This window comes from Hahella sp. CR1, assembly GCF_029813005.1.
GTDB lineage: Bacteria > Pseudomonadota > Gammaproteobacteria > Pseudomonadales > Oleiphilaceae > Hahella.
This window is the reverse complement of the sequence record NZ_JAPELK010000008.1, coordinates 248574-267124: the sequence shown is the minus strand read 5'-3', so window position 1 is coordinate 267124 and position 18551 is coordinate 248574. Positions and strand designations below refer to the sequence as shown.

At 55.2% G+C, this 18551-nt stretch carries 19 protein-coding genes; 7 read left to right on the top strand and 12 right to left on the bottom strand.

Annotated elements, in window-relative coordinates:
* Positions 1-87: 87 nt before the first annotated feature.
* Entirely contained in the window at positions 88-2127 is a 2040-nt protein-coding gene (locus ONV78_RS20180; RefSeq protein ID WP_279505859.1) for a TonB-dependent receptor, read from the bottom strand.
* 196 nt (positions 2128-2323) lie between these two features.
* Here ONV78_RS20180 and ONV78_RS20175 point away from each other — a divergent pair, with 196 nt between their 5' ends.
* Both ONV78_RS20175 and ONV78_RS20170 read left to right on the top strand, forming a co-directional pair.
* Positions 2324-3310, top strand: a complete 987-nt coding sequence (locus tag ONV78_RS20175; RefSeq protein ID WP_279505858.1) for an AraC family transcriptional regulator — start codon at positions 2324-2326, stop codon at positions 3308-3310.
* Positions 3311-3420: 110 nt separating this feature from the next.
* A complete protein-coding gene (locus tag ONV78_RS20170) occupies positions 3421-4431 on the top strand; it encodes a GTP-binding protein (protein ID WP_279505856.1) in 1011 nt (336 codons plus the stop codon).
* On the opposite strand, the gene ONV78_RS20165 is transcribed toward ONV78_RS20170, so the two are convergent.
* Positions 4432-5379 carry an exo-alpha-sialidase gene (locus tag ONV78_RS20165; protein ID WP_279505854.1) on the bottom strand — a complete coding sequence of 316 codons (948 nt, stop codon included), beginning with the start codon at positions 5377-5379 and terminating at the stop codon, positions 4432-4434. It abuts the gene before it with no gap.
* A 26-nt stretch (positions 5380-5405) separates the two neighbouring features.
* Complete coding sequence (locus ONV78_RS20160) at positions 5406-5699, bottom strand: hypothetical protein (protein ID WP_279505852.1); 294 nt, start codon at positions 5697-5699, stop codon at positions 5406-5408.
* A gap of 165 nt (positions 5700-5864) precedes the next feature.
* Between ONV78_RS20160 and ONV78_RS20155 the strand changes: the two genes are divergently transcribed.
* Positions 5865-6356 carry a hypothetical protein gene (locus tag ONV78_RS20155; protein WP_127973204.1) on the top strand — a complete coding sequence of 164 codons (492 nt, stop codon included), beginning with the start codon at positions 5865-5867 and terminating at the stop codon, positions 6354-6356.
* Here ONV78_RS20155 and ONV78_RS20150 read toward each other — a convergent pair.
* Complete coding sequence (locus ONV78_RS20150; RefSeq protein WP_279505850.1) at positions 6321-6524, bottom strand: hypothetical protein; 204 nt, start codon at positions 6522-6524, stop codon at positions 6321-6323. The two genes, ONV78_RS20155 and ONV78_RS20150, sit on opposite strands and share 36 nt — an antisense overlap.
* Before the next feature lie 106 nt (positions 6525-6630).
* On the opposite strand from ONV78_RS20150, the gene ONV78_RS20145 reads away from it, so the two are divergent.
* The gene (locus tag ONV78_RS20145; RefSeq protein ID WP_279505848.1) at positions 6631-7488 is read left to right on the top strand and encodes a LysR substrate-binding domain-containing protein; all 858 of its coding nucleotides are present in this window, start codon (positions 6631-6633) and stop codon (positions 7486-7488) included.
* Here ONV78_RS20145 and ONV78_RS20140 read toward each other — a convergent pair.
* Positions 7448-8437, bottom strand: coding sequence for a LysR family transcriptional regulator (locus tag ONV78_RS20140; RefSeq protein ID WP_279505847.1), 990 nt, complete (start codon positions 8435-8437; stop codon positions 7448-7450). The genes ONV78_RS20145 and ONV78_RS20140 overlap by 41 nt on opposite strands.
* A 138-nt stretch (positions 8438-8575) precedes the next feature.
* Between ONV78_RS20140 and ONV78_RS20135 the strand changes: the two genes are divergently transcribed.
* Positions 8576-9190 carry an NAD(P)H-dependent oxidoreductase gene (locus ONV78_RS20135; protein WP_279505846.1) on the top strand — a complete coding sequence of 205 codons (615 nt, stop codon included), beginning with the start codon at positions 8576-8578 and terminating at the stop codon, positions 9188-9190.
* 7 nt (positions 9191-9197) lie between these two features.
* Here ONV78_RS20135 and ONV78_RS20130 read toward each other — a convergent pair whose 3' ends face one another.
* Both ONV78_RS20130 and ONV78_RS20125 read right to left on the bottom strand, forming a co-directional pair.
* Positions 9198-10334, bottom strand: coding sequence for a glycerate kinase (locus ONV78_RS20130; RefSeq protein WP_279505845.1), 1137 nt, complete (start codon positions 10332-10334; stop codon positions 9198-9200).
* A 66-nt stretch (positions 10335-10400) separates the two neighbouring features.
* Positions 10401-10958 (bottom strand): MarR family transcriptional regulator, encoded by a 558-nt coding sequence (locus ONV78_RS20125; RefSeq protein ID WP_279505843.1) that lies wholly within the window; start codon positions 10956-10958, stop codon positions 10401-10403.
* 197 nt (positions 10959-11155) lie between these two features.
* Between ONV78_RS20125 and ONV78_RS20120 the strand changes: the two genes are divergently transcribed.
* Positions 11156-11899: a hypothetical protein gene (locus tag ONV78_RS20120; protein ID WP_279505842.1), complete on the top strand. Its 744-nt coding sequence runs from the start codon at positions 11156-11158 to the stop codon at positions 11897-11899.
* A gap of 362 nt (positions 11900-12261) precedes the next feature.
* Positions 12262-12441 carry a hypothetical protein gene (locus tag ONV78_RS20115; protein WP_127973212.1) on the top strand — a complete coding sequence of 60 codons (180 nt, stop codon included), beginning with the start codon at positions 12262-12264 and terminating at the stop codon, positions 12439-12441.
* Positions 12442-12456: 15 nt separating this feature from the next.
* Here the strand turns inward: ONV78_RS20115 and ONV78_RS20110 are convergent, their stop codons facing one another.
* From ONV78_RS20110 to ONV78_RS20085, 5 genes are read right to left on the bottom strand one after another with little or no spacing between them, the layout of a single operon-like run.
* Positions 12457-13335: an AraC family transcriptional regulator gene (locus ONV78_RS20110; RefSeq protein WP_216736963.1), complete on the bottom strand. Its 879-nt coding sequence runs from the start codon at positions 13333-13335 to the stop codon at positions 12457-12459.
* A 16-nt stretch (positions 13336-13351) separates the two neighbouring features.
* Entirely contained in the window at positions 13352-15613 is a 2262-nt protein-coding gene (locus tag ONV78_RS31935) for an L-iditol 2-dehydrogenase (protein WP_347815425.1), read from the bottom strand.
* The gene (locus ONV78_RS20095) at positions 15606-16712 is read right to left on the bottom strand and encodes an ABC transporter ATP-binding protein (RefSeq protein ID WP_279505841.1); all 1107 of its coding nucleotides are present in this window, start codon (positions 16710-16712) and stop codon (positions 15606-15608) included. Before ONV78_RS20095 ends, ONV78_RS31935 begins: the two co-directional genes overlap by 8 nt.
* A gap of 18 nt (positions 16713-16730) precedes the next feature.
* Positions 16731-17561, bottom strand: a complete 831-nt coding sequence (locus ONV78_RS20090; RefSeq protein WP_279505840.1) for a carbohydrate ABC transporter permease — start codon at positions 17559-17561, stop codon at positions 16731-16733.
* A 7-nt stretch (positions 17562-17568) separates the two neighbouring features.
* Complete coding sequence (locus ONV78_RS20085; protein WP_216736960.1) at positions 17569-18429, bottom strand: sugar ABC transporter permease; 861 nt, start codon at positions 18427-18429, stop codon at positions 17569-17571.
* Positions 18430-18551: the final 122 nt, after the last annotated feature.

Here is an 18551-nt window from a genome sequence, read left to right as displayed (position 1 = left end):
AGCCAACGGCCCCGGGCTTAGTTTCCAAAATTCATCGCAAACTATCCGAGGCCGGAATCACTGACAAGCGTCCTTGTTACACAAGCATTAGAACGAATACGCCAGCGTCAATTTGTAGTTACGGCCTGGCTCGTAGTCGTTCAACAGCAATTCGCCAAAGACAGGGTGATTGGTTCTGCCCGTGCGTGAAGCGTGAGCGGTGTATAGCTCATCAAACAGGTTTTCAATACCAAAGGTCACCGCCACACCATCAAGCTGTCCTTTCGGCAGCCATTGCATGGACACATTATGTACTTGGTAGCCGTCTTTATTTTCCGAGCCTTCAGCTACGTTGTCTTCCTCGGATACGAATTGCGCGTTCCAGTCAAACGTCAGATCAGCACGAGGTACATAGTAAGTTACGATAACGCCTATTGTGTCTCCAATTTCTCGATCCAGCGGCGTAGTTGAACCATCATGACGACGCACTTCCGAGTCCATGGAGGCATAGGTCAGCATCAAGGAGAGGTCTGTCAATGAATACTTAAAGCTGGCTTCATAACCATCGATAACGGCGGTTCCCACATTTTCATCCATGTCGACAGTTTCAGACGCCTGAATCACATCATGGATCTTAGTGCGGTATAAAGTCACGCCACCGGCGATAGACTTAGCCCCCCATACGTCAGGCTTGAAATAGTTAACGCCAAACTCTTCGTTATGACCGTCTTCAGGTCTGATGTCTGGATTAGGCGTTTTTACTCCACCTGCGTTATTGAAGATCTCAGACAACTCAGGCCCTTTAAACGTCTGAGTCGTGGAGGCGCGAATACTTAACGCATCCGTTACAGGCATTTCTACAGCCAGCGCGCCAGACACTTCCGTGTAAGTTTTATCCGCATTCACGGAATCAAGGTTATAACGATCTACTCTGACGCCAGGCGTAATAGCGAGGCCGCTATCGAAAGTGGCGCGATCTTCCGCAAACACAGCAATGTTCAGCGCCTTCTCTTTAGTCAACTGTTCCCCATCTTTAGAGGAAATACCCTGTTGACGCAGGATATCAGAGCCATAAGTGAACAAGTGCTCCAGACCGAACGCTTCGGTCAACGTCTGCGCTGTAGCGTTCGCCCCTGAGTTGATCGCCTCGCCTTCAATGATGCCGCCGGATACGATGGATTCATCCCGCCTTAAGTCCAGTACATTGTGAGACAGACTCAGACGCAAATTCAGCATATCGCCGCGATCCATGTCGTAGTTCAGAGTGTATGTGTCACGGTTATATTCCGTTGGATAGGGCAATGAGCTACCTGGAATATTGGTGTTTGTGGCCGGTCCCATATCCGGACGGTAGGTGTAATCCCCCTCGTCCCGATATGCGCCATAGCCGAACTCCAGACGATCATACTCTCCGATGTCATAACCCAGCTTGATCAGGTGGTCTTTGATTTTGCCGTCATTGCCGACGTTTTCCACGCCATCGCCATCTTTCGGATTGTCCCTGTCGTTCACCAGCATATAGGCCAGGAAGTCAAAGCTGTCGCCCAATTTGCCATAACCGGTCAGAGATCCCTGTGTGGCGTCATTGGTGAAATGTGAAAAAGAGACTCTGCCGCCGAAGTCGTGGCCTGGCTTCAACAGGTCTTTCGCATCTTTGGTTTCAAATTTGACGCCGCCGCCTAATCCTCCGTGAACGATGGAGTTAGCCCCCACCTGAATATCCACCGCTTTCAAAATATCCGCATTGATCAGCAGATTGCCCATGTGGTGGTACATGAAATTGCTTTGGCTAGCGCCGTCGATACGGATGTCCAGGTCAGTGTCGTCCAAACCGCGAATGTTGATGCGCTGGTTGACGGAGTGAGTGCCGCCTACTTCTACGCCGGGCTGGTCTCGTAACAGGTCGCTGAGGTGGTCCGCCTGTTTGATGGAAATGTCTTCTTCACCCAGATACACGGACGAGCTGGATACCTCCGTCCCCCAAACTGTCACCGGCGCCAGATTGGTGCTCTCCTCCGCCTGAGCGACGCCAGCCACTGGCGCCAGAGCGACAGCCAAAGACGCACAGCGCAATGCAAGCGGCAGCTTGGCGGGAGGGAAAGGAACTTGGGCGGAACGCGCTAACCTTCGGACAACATGAAAGGACATTTCAATACCTCTAATTAAGAACCAGCCGGATCGACGCGCAATAACGCCCCAGACAACAAAAAGCCGTCCGGATGCGATCATTAGACGCCGGAATATATTAATGAGAATTATTATCAATTATATTATCGTTAACATGAGCTGTGATTAAGGCTCAATGCTTATGCAAAATCGTCGAAACGTTATGAGGTATCGCCAAATGGCAAACGCGGCTCAGTCAACCGCCCCGCGTATTAACGCGGACGAGCTGATCAGACTGGCAAACGACGCCGGCTACCGGCAGCAGGTCGAGTATTCAGAGTCCCATCGTAAAGACGCCATCATGGAAGGACGCTTCGCGCTGACCAGTTATCCGTCAGGTCTTTCCGTGCACCTTAGCGACCTCAAAGAGCTGCAAACGCTGTCCACCAGCATGGAGCTACCGGCTAAACTGACCTTATCGGTCATACTGAGAGGCAAGCTGGATTTCGCTTTGGGCGACGCCAGCTTTGAAGCCGGCGGCGCAGGTCCGGAATGTTTCGCCTTATGCATTCCCAACCAGCAAACCTTCCACCGCAGACTGCGCGCCAATCGCTGTCTCACCAAGGTGAATATCTCCGTCAGTCGCGAATGGCTGGAATGTCGCAGTCTGGAGGAAGGCGGCGCGGCCCTTGATCTGGAGGAACTGTTTGGAGAGGAGGTGACGTTCGCAAAATGGCCAGCGTCCGCCCGCTTGATTGGACTGGCGGAGCAGATTCTCAATCCCCCTCCCCTGAATCGTCTACTCTTGAGCCTTTATATTGAAAGCCGCGCTATGGAACTACTCAGCGACGGCATGTTGATGCTGCCGAAGCATATCAGCAAGCCCCGCGCAGAAACCGCTGACGCCCCAAAGCCACAGGAAAGCCGCCGCATCGCAACCGCCAGAGAGTTTATTGAAGCGCATCTGGAGACTATTGATTCACTGGAAGAAACCGCCGCCGCTGTGGGCATGAGCGTCAGCACCTTACAGCGCCGCTTCAAGCTCGCCTACGGACGCACCGTCTTCGAATACGTGCGCCAACGAAAACTGGAGGCGGCCCGCGATGCATTGTTGAAAAAAGAACTCAGCATTGGCGAAGCCGCTTACAGAGCCGGTTATCGCCATCCTTCCAATTTCGTCACCGCGTTTAAGCGCGCCTTCGGCGCCACTCCCGGAGAGCTGTAGAGCTTCCTCGAACGGAGCCATTGTAAGTTCATTGCGTCTGGTCCAAGGGAAAGACTTGTTATAACATAACACCCGTTTCCACGGACCGACGACGCAAAGGGACTCGCATAATGCCAACCAAAGAACAGAACGCAGTGCCTAACAGAATCCCCACCAGTATTATCACCGGCTTTCTGGGAGCCGGAAAAACCACCGCCATTCTTCACCTTCTGGACCAAAAACCCGCCAACGAGACCTGGGCGGTTTTAGTAAATGAGTTCGGTGAAGTCGGCATAGACGGCGCCATTCTTTCCAACAAGGGCGCATTGGTGAAAGAAGTCCCTGGCGGCTGTATGTGTTGCGTGAACGGGCTGCCAATGCAAATTGGCCTGAACATGCTGCTGGCGCGCAAGCCGGACCGCTTGCTGATCGAACCGACCGGACTTGGGCATCCCGATGAAATTATCGCGACGCTTAACGGCGAGCACTACCGGGATATCGTCAGTATTCAAGCGACCCTGACCCTGCTGGACCCAAGAAAGATCACAGACCCACGTTATAACGAGAATGAGAATTTCAGAAAGCAGGTTCAGGTCGCCGACATCCTGATCGCCAACAAAACCGACTTATGCTCAGACGAAGATAAGCGGGTGTTTTATGAATGGGTTAAGGCCACCAGGCCCGACTTGCATGAGGACGCCATTGGCTGGGTCAATCACGGTCGCGTGAACCCGGATTGGCTGGAACACTCCGCCGCCCCCAGCGACTACAGCATTCCAGCGTCGCCGGAGAGCAAACTGCCACTTATCGACATTGCTCTCGCCCCTCAACAGGATATCGTACGCAAAGAAAATCGCGGCGATGGTTATTTCAGTTGCGGCTGGGTTTTCTCACCCAAATACCGTTTCGATATGAAAGAAGTGCTGAATCTCGTCTACTCCCTGAATGTAGAGCGCTGCAAAGGCGTATTTCGCACATCGGAAGGCGCAGCGGTGATCAATGCGGAGAACGGAGGCGTTACCGTTTATACCGTCACCGAAGCGCCGGACAGCCGTATCGAAGTGATCGACAGTCAGCCTCTGCAGGTAGAAAGCTTGGAAAAGCTTCTAAAGGAGATTCTGGTCAGCGAGACGGTGACTTAATCAAACCGCGTCCAGCAGGCCGCGCAACTCCTCTGCGGTGAAGGACACATGTTTGATCGTCTCGCGCCGCCATGTATAAGCGATATGGAGATCGCCGCAGCGAGTCACGCAGGCAGACGGGTATGAGAATTCTCCCTCGCCGTTTTCGAGCACATGAACAGGTCGCCATTGCTCGCCGTCTGTCGAGGCGGACATGATCAGCACAGCGCGACCAGCCGCGCCGGAGTTATGCAACAGTAGAAACTGACCGTCGTTGGCGCGCACCACATCAATGGCGGCGTCTGGCGCAGGTATTTGTGTCAGGCGCAAATCAGTCCAGCTTAGACCTTCATCAAACGACCAGCATTCACCCAGAAAGCCTTCCGTCGTACGGCAAAGGCTCTGAATGGCCTGCCCATGAATCAGCAATACGGGCTGAATCGCCGACAAAGACGAGGCCCTCGGCCCATGCGCGCTCCAGGCTTCTCCCCTGTCTTCACTGCGCTCAAAGCAGATTCGCCACGCCTCATTTTCTGTGCTGGTTGGGATAAGCATGACGCCGGAGGGTAAAACGACTGGACGCCCGCGCACCGGCCCAATTCTACCGCTATCAAGCAATCGCGGCTGCGACCAGGTAGCGCCTTCATCCACAGATTCTATATAGGCGCCCCACCAGCGGGAAGGACTCGGGCCCACTTGATAGTACAACAGTATGCGACCGTCGCCAGACCTTGAGAAAACGGGGTTCCATAAGGGGTAGCGGCGTCCGCTTGGCTGCAGGGGATCAACCAGGAGGCGCTGGTTGCCCCAGCGTCCATCACGATACTCAGCCCCCCAAATCCCCGTTTTCTGCGATCCTTCCCTAGGGCCCGCAAAGCAAGCGAGCAATAAGCCGTCTTCTACGTCCTGAATGGTCGCAGCATGATATTGCTTCCCATCGTTAACATCGAAAACAAAGGCTTCCTGCATGGTCGACCACCTCTTGTGAAGCTTTCCTACAAATCGATGCCGGCATCGCCATCGCGAAACAGCATGCGAATGAGACGGAAAGGCAGAATGACCAGTTCAAAACTGATGTCGATAATGAACTCAAGCCAATCCAGTGCGTCCAGCCAGCCGCTATCGCTGTGGCGATGCTTTTTACTTGGCCAGACATAATGAGCGAGGATAAATCCCGCGATGGATGCCGCCAGTATCCACCCATTAAAACCCTGGGTGAACTGACTTACAACGCCGATCACCGCGCCGACGAATAACGCCAGCGACAATAACACTCTCAATAAATCCATAACGCCCGGTCAAACCTCTACAGAATATACGCCAGCAGTAAGGCGCCATAGGAGCGGCCATCAGGCCAAAAGCTCATGCTCAATACTACGTCAAAGGTTAACCCAGTTTAATGCGGAGGAAACGCCTCATCCTAATTCTTTCTGCTAACATACGAGCGCTAGTCGGTGAAGGCGCATGATGAAGGCATGGGGATTTCGAACTATTCAAAATTAATTGCTGCGCTGGCGATAATATTGCCGGCGATGGGACTCGCTTTGTATTTCAAAGCTAACAGTCGCGGTAACGCGGCTTCGCAGGAGTGCCTGTTCGGCAATATTTACGAATTACTGGAAAGCCAGAAAGTCGGCGATAACGTCTACGAGCTGTATCTTCATGTAAGCGGCTGGCCGGACAGAATAGAAAGCATTTCTCTGTTCAGTCCCCCTGCGTCCTTTGACGCCTGCGGACAACCTTTGCAAAAAGCGCTGGCTTCATCGCCAGTGGAGTACGGTCAGGAAGGAAAAATCGTTAAGTGGCCGATCCGCTTTGTCGTGGAAGGCGGCGCTGTCAAAATCCGCTATTCCAGCGACAAAGACGGCAGACTGGCGATGGAAGACGTTCCCGTAGACTGGAAACTCAGCTCAACCACGCAGCTTCCTCCACAGCTTACGCACTAAAGAATTCGCATACTCCGCTCGCATCTCGTGAGCCCGATTGATGTAGTAGCGATAATCGATGCTTCCATCCTCTTCTATTCGATAGTCCACTGTACGGGCTTTCTTCGCGGGATCTTCCCGAGCAGTTTCCGTCATCAGGAACACTTCCGCCATTGTCAGTGCTTTCATACTCATACCCTCTTGGATCTGTACTGAACTTTCATTTCATCTTAGTTCGTTCTATGATTCATAAAAATCAATATTTCGTGATCATATAGTTCAAGATATTTGATATATGAAGCTACCTGATATTTCCACGGAATTACTGCAAACCTTCGTCACCGTTGTGGACAGCGGCGGCGTGCTGCGCGCCAGCGAACGCCTGTTCAAAACCCAATCCACCGTCAGCATGCAACTCAGCCGTCTGGAGGAGCGCCTCGGCGTCGCCTTGTTCCGAACGGTGGGACGGCGTAAAGAACTGACGCCAGAAGGCGAAACCATGCTGATCTACGCCCGCAAAATTCTGGATCTGCAGAACGAAGCATTGAAAGCTATCCAGGGCGTGCAGTTTGAAGGCGAGCTGACCATCGGCATTTCCCGCTCTTTAGTAGACGGAGACCTGACCAATGAGCTGTCCAAATTCGCCATGCAGTATCCACTGATAAAACTTAACGTGCGCTCCGCATCCAGCATGCATTTGCATAACGCGTTCGAGCAGGAAGAGTTTGACTGCATTATTCGCCTGACTCAGGACCCTTCCGCGGACGAGTTAGTCCTCAGCAAAGCGAAGATGGTCTGGGTGGCGTCGGACAAGTATCAGTTCGATCCCAGCGTCCCTTTGCGCATGGCCAACTTCACCACGCCCTGCCAGTTCCGTTCAATCAGTGAAAAGGCGCTAAAAGCCGCCGGCATTGTGTGGCAGGAGGCGTACACCACCAACAACCTCAACGCGTTGATGTCGGCGGTACGGGGCAATCTGGCGGTCAGCGCCCGCACCCAGCATGCATTGCAACCGGGAACCCGGGTGGTAGGACCAGAGGAAGGACTCCCCGAGCTGCCGGAAATTTTTGTCGTGGCGCAAACCCGCGGCAGCTCAAGGCTGGCCGAGTTCTTTATTTCATGGCTGGCGCCCCGTCCTCCGGTCGCGGCTTGAAGTCGGAGGGCGACGGACAGCCCGCGTTTTCGCAGAACTCATTCAGGGGTTGATCCCAATAAGGCGTCCCTTTGAAACGCTCCAGAACATAATCCACAAAAGTGCGCACCCGGTGCGAAAGATGGCGGGTATGGGGATAAATCAGATACGCGTTCGATTCCACCAGTTGGTATTCCGTCAGTATGGGCTTCAGGGCGCCGCTGGCGATTTCCTTGTACAAAATGAAATTAGGCTGCGTCACGATCCCATAGCCGTTGACCGCCGCCTGCCGTAAATAATCGCCGGCGTTCGCCTGCAGCCAGGGATTCACACTCACCTCGATGCATTCGCCCTTGCTGTTCCAGAAGCGCCAGATGCTGTTGGGCAGATTGGAGTAATGAATCACTCGATGCTGCGTTAATTCTTCCGGGGTTTTGGGCTCGCCGAACTTCTCCAGATAGGCGGGACTGGCGCAGATCACCGTGTGTATTTTGCAGATCGGGCGGGCGATCAAAGTGGAGTCCACCAGGCGCCCGATACGAATCGCCAGGTCATACCCTTCCTGCACGATGTCGACCTGACGGTCATTAAAATTGATGTCGAAATTCAGGTTCGGGTGCATTTGCATGAAGTCATTGAACACGCAGCCCAAGTGCATCATCCCGAACGTGAACGGCGCGGCTATCTTCAGCTTGCCGCTGAGGGACTTGTGCTCGCTGGTCACCGCCTCTTCCAGTTCCGCCAGATCCTCTAACAGTCGCAAACAGCGCTCGTAATAACTGCGCCCTGTTTCGGTCAGGGTCAACTTGCGGGTCGTTCGCACCAGCAACTGCACGCCCAGACGGGATTCCAGTTCCGCCAGACGGCGACTCACCGCTGACTTGGCGATGTCCAGAACCTGCGCTGCGCGGGTGATGCTGCCAGTCTCCACCACTTTGGCGAAGATCTGCATTTCCTCAAAGCGACTCATGCGTTCCCTCCAACTATGTTTCGCTTAATTGTTCTTATTTTAGCAACAGAATTTTCCCTTCAGCCATGTTTATCCCTTTTATCTCAACAAATATAGTGAGCCCATCTAAACGACAGCCAAACTTTCAGGAGATAATCCATGAACCATTCAAACACTCGCATTCTGAAAATCGACAGCAGCGCCCGTGCGGAAAGTTCAATGAGCCGCAAGCTCGCACAACAACTTACTGAACAACTGGTGGCGGCCAACCCTGGCGCGGAAGTGGTTTCCCGCGATGTATCCGGCGGATTGCCTTTCGTCACGGAAGAATGGATCGGCGCCAGTTACACCCCGGCGGATCAGCGCACTGAAGCGCAAAATCAGGCGCTGGCGCTGTCAGACAGCCTGATCGAGGAGTTACAGGCGGCCGACACGCTGATTATCGCCGCCCCTATGTATAACTTCAGCGTCCCCGCCACGTTGAAAGCCTATATCGACCAGATCTGCCGCGCGCAGGTGACTTTCCGTTATACCGAGCAGGGCCCTGTTGGACTGCTGGAAAATAAAAAGGCGTATGTAGTGGCTGTCACCGGCGGCACGCCCGTCAACAGCGCGGCAGACTTTGTGTCCGCCTATATGCGTCAGGTGCTGGGCTTCATCGGCATCAAGGATGTGACCTTTATCAACGCCGACCGCATCATGGTTGATCCGGAGTCCATTCTGGCCGACGCGCAACAGCAAATCGCCGCAGCCACGGAAGTGGCCGCCGCTTAAGAGTTCGTCAGCCTCGTCCAGCAAGGAAGCAGGCTGTCGCATTTTCCGCGCTGCGACGCAGGTTGACGGCGGCATCCGCCAGGGCCTGGTCCAGAGTGACCACTCCCGGCGCAATGGGAAAGACAGCGGTCAATCCCATTGTTCGCGCCGCCGTCGCATCGCCCAAAAGCGCGCCAACCAGCGCAATGGTGGGCGCGCCGGCTCTTTGAGCTCTCTGCGCCACGCCCAGTGGCGCTTTGCCTCGCAGACTTTGACTGTCCATACAGCCTTCTCCGGTAAACACCAGATCCGCTCCCTTTAGCTTTTCATCAAATCCACTGAGCTCCAGCACCAAATCAATGCCCTTGCGTCCTTGGGCGCCAAGTACGCCAACAAACGCCATTCCTAATCCTCCCGCCGCACCACCACCGGGTATCGCCCCCAACTCTCGTCCCAGCGTCTGCTCATTCAACGCCAGCCAATGGGACAACAAGCGATCGAGTTCCTGCACATCACCGGGCGTAGCGCCTTTTTGCGGACCAAAAACCGCCGACGCGCCCTGTTCCCCGCACAGGGGATTGTCCACATCCAGCGCGATGGTGATGTCGCATGCGCGCAAGCGCGGGTCCAGCCCACTGAAGTCCAGCGTGACCAGATCCCTTAAACCCTGCGCGCAAGGAGCGATTAATCCACCCTCAGCATTGAGGGCGCGCAGCCCCAACGCCATCAACATCCCGACTCCGCCGTCATTGCTGGCGCTGCCGCCGAGTCCGATCATGAAACGCCTGGCGCCGGCGTCCAGGGCATCGCGAATGACTTCACCGCTGCCCCAGCTGCCCGCCAGAAAAGGATTACGCTGCTCTCGCGCCAATAAATGCAGACCTGTGGCTGCGGCGACTTCTATCACCGCCGTGGCGCCATCCTCCAACAGCCCCCACATGGCGGTTACCGGCTCTCCCAAGGGGTTACGCACCGTCACGTAGCGCTCATGCCCGCCCTTATTGGCGAGAATCGCCGCGACAAAGCCTTCGCCGCCATCGGAGATTTGTATCGCTTCGCAATGAGCGTGAGGCGCAGCGCGAAGTACGCCCTCCATGATAGCGGCGCCGACTTCCCGGGAAGACAGGCATTCTTTGAACGAGTCTGGAGCAATCAGAACTTTCATTATTTGTTTCCGCATAAGAAAAGGTGACCGACTAAGCCTAGCCATTCCCATGCCAGGGCTAAAGGATCAGGTGAACTCACGGCAGATTTTTTGCGAGTCTTCCGCAGACAGCCCTTCCCCCGTCAACCCACATTGACCCGTGCCCGCGCCGCCGGGCTGATAGTGTCGACAGGTATGGCAAACGCCAAAACGCTGCCGTTTACGCGCGATCTGCCATTGCGCCAGGATATCGCGCAGGTTTCCAAGTAAGGCGGCTTCCTCTTGTCCGGAGAAATTGCGCATGGCGTCGTCGAATCCGGGTGGTGGCGTCAGTTTATCCAGCAGCGCTTGCGCCTTTTCCGTCAGATGCAGGTGCACCATGCGCCGATCCGAGGCGTCCGCCTGCTTTTCTACAAAGCCTTTGGTCTCAAGCTGCTTGATGCTCTGGGAGATCGTGCCTTTGGTGATTTCCAGATATTCCGCAACGCCTTGCGGCGTATCCGAATAGCGGTTGCAGGCCGCCAAATAACGCAGCACATCCAGATGCACCGGCTGCAGATCGTACTCCAGTAACGCCTTGCGCCACTCTGTGCGGATGACGTAACCGATACGTTCGATGAAATCAAAAATAAGATTATCAGGCATCCGCAAATATTATCGACACAACACTGTAATCACAACCGTCCCGATGATGCGAACTTTCTGATCATCCTTCTGATATGCAATTTCTATCAGGGTGATAAGAACAATTAGGCTCCATAGACGCCAATATAGTATTGACTCGAAACCTTTCAAAAAGATAAATTAATCATGTTTCGATTCGATACTAAAAAGAGGTTTCTATGTTTACGTCCCGATTACTTGCTTGCAGCGCTCTGGCGCTCTCCGTTGGCGCCTGCGCCCATACGCCTTCCGACACGAAAATCGAGTCCGCCACTAATAACGCAGTGAAGGCGCAGTTCGACCTGATTCAAACCCGCGTTTATCGCGAGGGCCCCAACGCGGTCTTTGAACACAGCGTTCACGATGGCGCAGGCGCGCTGAAGCCCAACGCTATCGGACAGTTGGCCGGCAGCGACGTGTTCAGCTATGTCTGGCCAACCTCTCTGAATAGCAGCGCAGTGGGGTTTGCAGCAGACCAGGGCATTCTCGCCTTCGTGCTAACCGCACATCCCGACTTTGACGACACGCCAAAATTCGACGAGAACGCTGACGGCAAGTTCGATAATGACGGCGATCTCTGGCATAGCCACTGGGTGGTGCTGACGCCGGATGAACAGTGCGGCCCCGGTGCATTGAAGGTGAAGGACATTCCCGCAGGCGCGCACCCCGACCTGCCTGCGACCTGGCCTGGACTGCCGTTGTTTATCGATAGCCCGGGTTATGAGCCGGAGCTGAAAGGAGAGCAGGTCCGCGCACGGGTTCCACTCAAAGACATGGGTTTCCCTGAAGCATTTCAGTATGACGGCGTCACCGCCGCCCTGCGGGTCAACGTCAACGTACACAGTCCATTATTGTGCGTGACCAATGTGTGGGATGTAGCCTCCGGCGATTTAAGCCTGCCGGCGACTTACGCTCCGAAGTAGCCAGGGCATGCTAAACGTACAGACATGTTAAATGTACAGGCATGTTAAACATGCGGGTGGGTGAATAACGCCGGTATGAGCATTATGAAAATAGTGAGAATAGTGAGAATAGTGAAAGTAAGTTAATCCGGCCGACAGCCCCCCTTCAATGGTCCAACAAACGACAAGGTCTTGGCGCGCCAGGCCTTGTCTCCTGCGGACTTTCGCCGTGCTAACGCCCACCTGTATGCATAAACACGGCGTTCCTTGCGTGATGGCGCATAGCCGCGTCAAGCTGGCGAAAGCGGGGTTCTGCTTCTATAAAATTAGTATTGGGTACGAAACTGTATCAGGTGTCTATTCAGAATGTAGGAGGACACGCCATGGCTGAGGAGTTCGAAAAGCTGCATCCGATTCTCAATGAAATCACCCGCACCTTCACGCAACTGTATGAACGGCAAAAAGACGTCGACACGCTTGAAAAGCTCATCAAGCTGGAGGCCATACTGAAAGTCAAACTGGATGAAATCCAGGCCGTCAGGGCGAAAGTGGAGAACGAGTAACGCTCTCCAGCCTGACTAAAAACGCTGAGTCGCCTGCTGCCGGTACTCTCTGGGCGTAAGCCCTTTCAACTCCTGAAAGCGCCGATTGAAATTGGCGACATTATTGAAGCCCACCTGAAAACAGATGCTGGCCACCTGCTCATCGGTTTCCGCCAGCAGACAGCATGCGCGGCTGACGCGGATGCGATTAAGAAACTCCACAAAACGATTGCCGGTGGCTTTGCGGAAAAAGCGTGAGAAGTGACTGTCCGTCATGCCCACCAGTTCCGATACTTCCTGCAAGCTGATCGGCGATTCAATATTGTTGATAACATACTCCACCACCGTATTGATCTTGCGTTGCATGGTCTCGTTGGCTTTGGAGTTGATCTGCATGGTGGAGAGCATGCGGTAGTTCGGCCAGGCCGCCAGCTCATTCATGAAATCAAAAAACAGCACAATACGGGCCAGACCGGAGGCGTCGCGGATCTCTGCGAAACGGGTGCGCACCTCATCAAGATCGACGCCGATGAATTCGATGCCGGAGCGCGCACGCTCCAGCATCGGCAGCAACTGGCTCAATTCGGGAATGACCTTGATGCCCTGCTCAATCGTGTCGTGATTGAAGTGGAGCAACATGTCCCGTAGCTCCACTTCAGACTCCGGGTCATTTTTGCTGATCCAGTTATGCGGCAGCCTGGGCCCTGTCAGAATCAACTGTCCCGGCCCGAACAGCCCCACGTAATCACCGATAAAGACTTTGCCGGTGGTGGCGACGATGAAGTGCAACTCGTACTCCTCGTGCACGTGCCAGCGAATCAAATCGCTGGGGAATCCATGCTCGATATAACGCACGGTGCCCGCGCTGCGGTCCGTCAACTCGATTTCCGGCACGCCTTTATTCATCTTCCGCATCGACTTAACCTACTGCTCAGCTCATGACGTTGCCGCCATCCACGTTGAATGTCTGCGCCGTAATGTAGTTTGAGGCCGGCGACGCCAGAAACAGCGCCATTCCACAGATATCCTCCGGCGCGCCCATGCGTCCAAGCGGCACATCCAATCCCACCCGCCTTTTCTTCTCGCCCAAAGGCAGGTTTTCATATTTGGCGAACAAGGCGTCCACCTGCTCCCACATGGGAGTATCCACCACTCCGGGGGAGATCCCATTGACGTTGATATTGTGCTTGGCCAGCGCCAGCGCCGCCGACTGCGTATAGCTGATGATCGCCGCTTTGCTCGCGCAATAGTGCGACACTAACGCCTCACCTCTGCGCCCTGCCTGGGACGCCAGATTGATGATTTTGCCCTGCCTTTGCGAGTCTACCATGTGTTGCGCCACTTTCTGCATCGTGAAAAAGGCCCCTTTCACGTTTACGGAAAATATCCGCTCATACATGGCTTCATTGGATTCCAGCAGCGGCGCCAGATCAAATACCGCCGCGTTATTGAACAGGATATCCACGCCGCCGAAACGTTCCACTGACTGCTCTAGCAAGCGATCCACGGAGGCCATATCCGTCACGTCCGCCTGCACATAACAGGCTGTTTCGGGGTACTGCTCCAACACGGCCGCAGCCTCTTTCGACGGGGTTGCGGGCAAATCGCAGAGCACGCAGGAAGCGCCCGCCGCCAGATACGCCTCCGCCACGGCCGCGCCAATACCGCCGCCAGCGCCGGTCACCAGAGCGGTTTTGCCCTGCAGGTTGGTCAGGTTTTCAATGGGATAACTCACAGTGTCTTTCCTTTCAAAAGAGGGGATGTCGTTAAAAGCGCGAGAAGCCGACTCAATATGACCTCGCAGCAATTCGCCGAATGCAGGATAGCGCTGCGGCAGATCTCCCCAGAGCTTGGCGTCGGAGACAAAGCGCTCCAATGCATCCGGGGCGGATAATAGTTTTTGCAGCCGCGGCCATTCTGGTTCGTAATAAGGAACCGGAGCCTGTCCGGCGCGCACTCGCTGCATAAAGACATACCAGTACGCAATGGCCCGCAGTGTTCGCTCCGGCGTGCGACCGGCCGCGAAGCCGCCTTGCAACGTCGGCAGAATGAATATCGGGAACTTGCTGCCGCCGTCCGCACATATACGCTCAATGCGATCGCCGATATTGCGGTTGCCAAAGCGGGCCAGCACTTTGCGCCAGTAGGCGTGTAAATCCAGGGGCGAATCGCCTAACGCAGGAATCGCCTCCTGCTCTTCAAAGGCTTCGACAAACGCTCTCAACTCAGGATCATGCACCGCCGCGTCGTAGGTGGGGAATCCACGCAAAGCGGCGTAGTAGGACAAGGCGGTATGACCGCCATTGAGGATACGGATTTTCGCTTCCTCATAAGGCTGCACATGCTCCACCAGCGTCACGCCGACGCGCTCCAGCGGCGGACGCCGCCCGGCGAAATCATCCTCGACCACCCATTGCACAAAGTCTTCCGCCATCACCGTCAACGCGTCGGCGACGCCAAATCGCTCGCGCGCATCACGTGAATGCTCAGGCGAAAGACGCGGCGTAATACGATCCACCATGGCGTTGGGGAAACTGGCGTTATCACGCAGCCAGGACAACAGGTCGACATCGCCAACCTGCTGCAGGTACTGGGTAAACCCGGTCTTCAGGGTATCGCCGTTATGACGCAGGTTGTCACAGCTCAGCAGGGTGATAGGCCCCTGCCTGGACTGCATTCTCGCTCTTAAGCCCGCATGCAGAAACGCATATAACGTATTACGTCCACTGCCCTGCAGATCCGCGGCGATTTCAGGATGGGCGATATCCAGCAGACCGTCTTCCTTCAAATAGTAGCCGCCCTCCGTCACCGTGATGGTGACCAATTGCGTTTGCGCATCCGCAAGGCATTGATCCACGCTGTGCGGAGACACTGCACCATCCAGCAAACGAATCAGCGCGCCAATTTCTTCATAGCGCGCCTCACCTTCAGGCGAAACGGTTTTCAGCACATAGCTTCCAGACTGCGCCTGCAACGCGGCGAAAGCGGGGCTGTCGGCGGGCCGTAGATTCACGCCGGTAATGCCCCAGTCCAGACAGTCCTCATGAGCCAGCAGCGCATTGAAATAATAGGCCTGATGCGCCCGATGGAAAGCACCGACGCCAAGATGGACCACCGACGAGCTTACTTGCGAACGATCATAGGACAGCTTGAGCAACCTTGCGTCGTTCGCCCCAGAACGCGTATCAGACATGAGCCGTCTCCCCGCCATTCACATACACCGCCTGATTTTGCGGATTGAATAAACGCATTTCTTCCGCATCAAAGTTCAGGCTCACTTGCTGGCCTTCCATCAAACCGCTGCGCGCGGCGGACTTCACCACCAGATTGCCGCAGCCGTTCACCTGCACATGGCAGTAGGCTTCCGAACCCAGGTTTTCAATCAGTTCAATACGCCCCTGCACCGGTCCATCGCCTATCGGAGCGATATGGATATGTTCAGGCCGCACTCCCAGACTCCATCCGGCGCTGACATTGTTCGCCAACACCCGCGCAGGAAGACGCAGATGGGCGTCAGCCGCGCGCACTTCGACGCTTTCGCCGCCGTGAATCACTTGATCGATCGCCAACATATTCATCTTCGGCGTGCCGATAAATTCCGCGACAAAGCGATTCGCCGGCTGTTGGTATAGGTCAATGGGAGAGCCGCATTGTTCGATCTGGCCCTGGTTGAGAATGACCACCCTGTCCGCCAGAGTCATCGCCTCCACTTGGTCGTGAGTCACGTAAATCATCGTCGTGCCAAGCTGTTTATGCAGACGCGCCAGTTCAAGACGCATCTGCACCCGCAGAGCCGCGTCCAGGTTCGATAAGGGTTCATCAAACAGGAAGACTTTAGGCTGACGCACAATGGCGCGCCCGATGGCGACCCGCTGCCGTTGTCCGCCGGACAACTCACGCGGCTTGCGCGCCAGCAGTTTATCCAGTTGCAACGAGGCGGCGACGGAACGCACTTTCTGATCGATTTCCGCCTGCGGCCGTTTCGCCAGACGCAAGGCGAAGGAAAGGTTCTCCGCCACGGTCATATGCGGATACAGCGCATAAGACTGGAACACCATGGCCAGATCCCGCTTGGAAGACGGCGCTTCGGTGATATCCCGTCCGTCCAGATGGATAGAGCCTTCGGAGACCAGTTCAAGCCCCGCGATCAAACGCAGCAGCGTGGATTTACCACAGCCGGACGGACCGACGAAAACGATAAACTCCCCTTCCTGGATTTCCAGATTGACGCCGCGAATAGCATGGTACTGATCGTAATGTTTATGCAGATCTTTAATATTCAGATAACTCATCGGATAAATCCTCGAAAACTATTTCACGGCGCCGAACGTCAGGCCCTGCACCAACTGCTTCTGACATAACCAGCCGAACGCGACGATGGGGGCGCAGGCCAGTGTGGAAGCCGCTGAAAGCTTGGCCCAGAACAAGCCTTCCGGGCTGGAGTATGAGGCGATCATGGAAGTCAGCGTGCCGGCGTCCGCAGCAGTCAGGTTGAGAGACCAGAACGCCTCGTTCCAGCACAGCACGATGGATAACAGGCCGGTGGAGGCGATGCCGCCCCAGGCCAGCGGCATGACGATTTTCACCACCTCGCCCATGGGGCTGGCCCCGTCCATCCTGCAGGCTTCCAGGATTTCCCTGGGAATGTCTTTGAAGTAGGAAAACAGCATCCACACCACGATGGGCAGGTTCATCATGGTGAAAATGATGATCAGACCAATACGCGTATCGAGCAGCCCGTAATCACGGAACAGAATGTAAATCGGCACCAGTACGCCCACCGCCGGCAGCATTTTGGTGGACAGCATCCACAGCAGCAGATCCTTGGTGCGCTTTCCGGGATAAAACGCCATGGCGTAAGCGCCGGGAATGGCGATCAGCAGCGCCAGAATAGTCGCGCCGAAGGACGTCACAATCGAGTTGATTGCGTGCTTCAGATAATCGCTACGCTCCTGCACCAGAGAGAAGTTCTCCAGAGTCGGTTCGAACACGAATGTAGGCGGCGTGGAAATCGCCTGCAGTTCGGTTTTAAATGAGGTCAGGAACATCCACAGAATGGGGAAAAACAGCAGCAACGCGATTCCCCAGGCGGAAGCGCCTACAATCCAGGTTCGCACTTTAAGTTTTTGCTTCAGATTCATAGCCGCCTCACACCGTTAAGTTCTTGCCGATGGCGCGAATCAGGAAAAACGCCACGATATTGGCTAACACCACCGCAAACAGGCCGCCTGCGGACGCAATGCCCACGTCAAATTGCAGCAGCGCCTGGGAATAAATCAGATACGCCAGGTTGGTGCTGTCATAGCCGGGACCGCCGCCGGTGGAAACATAAATCTCGGCGAATACCACCAGCAGAAAAATGGTTTCGATCATGATCACCACAGCAACCGGACGCGCGAGGTGAGGAATGGTGAGATAGCGGAAAATATGCCAGCTGGTGGCGCCGTCCATACGCGCCGCTTCTTTTTGCTCGGTATCCTGAGACTGCAACGCGGTGACGAACACCAGAATTGCAAACGGCAGCCACTGCCAGCTCACCATGATGATAATGGACAGCAGGGGCGCATCCGCCAGCCAGTCCATCGGCTCCATGCCGACCATTTGCGAGAGCCAGGCGAAGACCCCATACACCGGGTTCATCATCATGTTTTTCCAGATCAATGCGCTGACCGTCGGCATGACGAAAAACGGCGAGATCAACAATACGCGCACGGCGCCGCGCCCAAAGAAAGGCTGATCAATCAGGGCCGACAACGCCACGCCTAGCACCACAGTGATAGCCAGCACCGATCCCAGCAGGATCAGGGTATTGTTCACCGCCGGCCAGAAGCCGGGGTCGGTGACGAAAAATTCGTAGTTCAGCAAGCCAGTGAAGTTATGCTCGCCGGGGTACAGCAGGTTATAACGGATGGTGGAGAAATATATCGTCATCGCCAGGGGCACGATCATCCACAACAACAGTGAGATGACGGACGGAGCGAGTAACGTTCGCGTTACAGCACGTTGCATCGAAACACTCTCTGGTAACTGGGTTCTTAAGATCCGAAGACGGCTTCGCGGCTGGAGTCGCCGCCCGCAGCCCGCCGTGAATGCCCATAAACACGGCGGCGCAGGCGGCCTACCTCATGTCA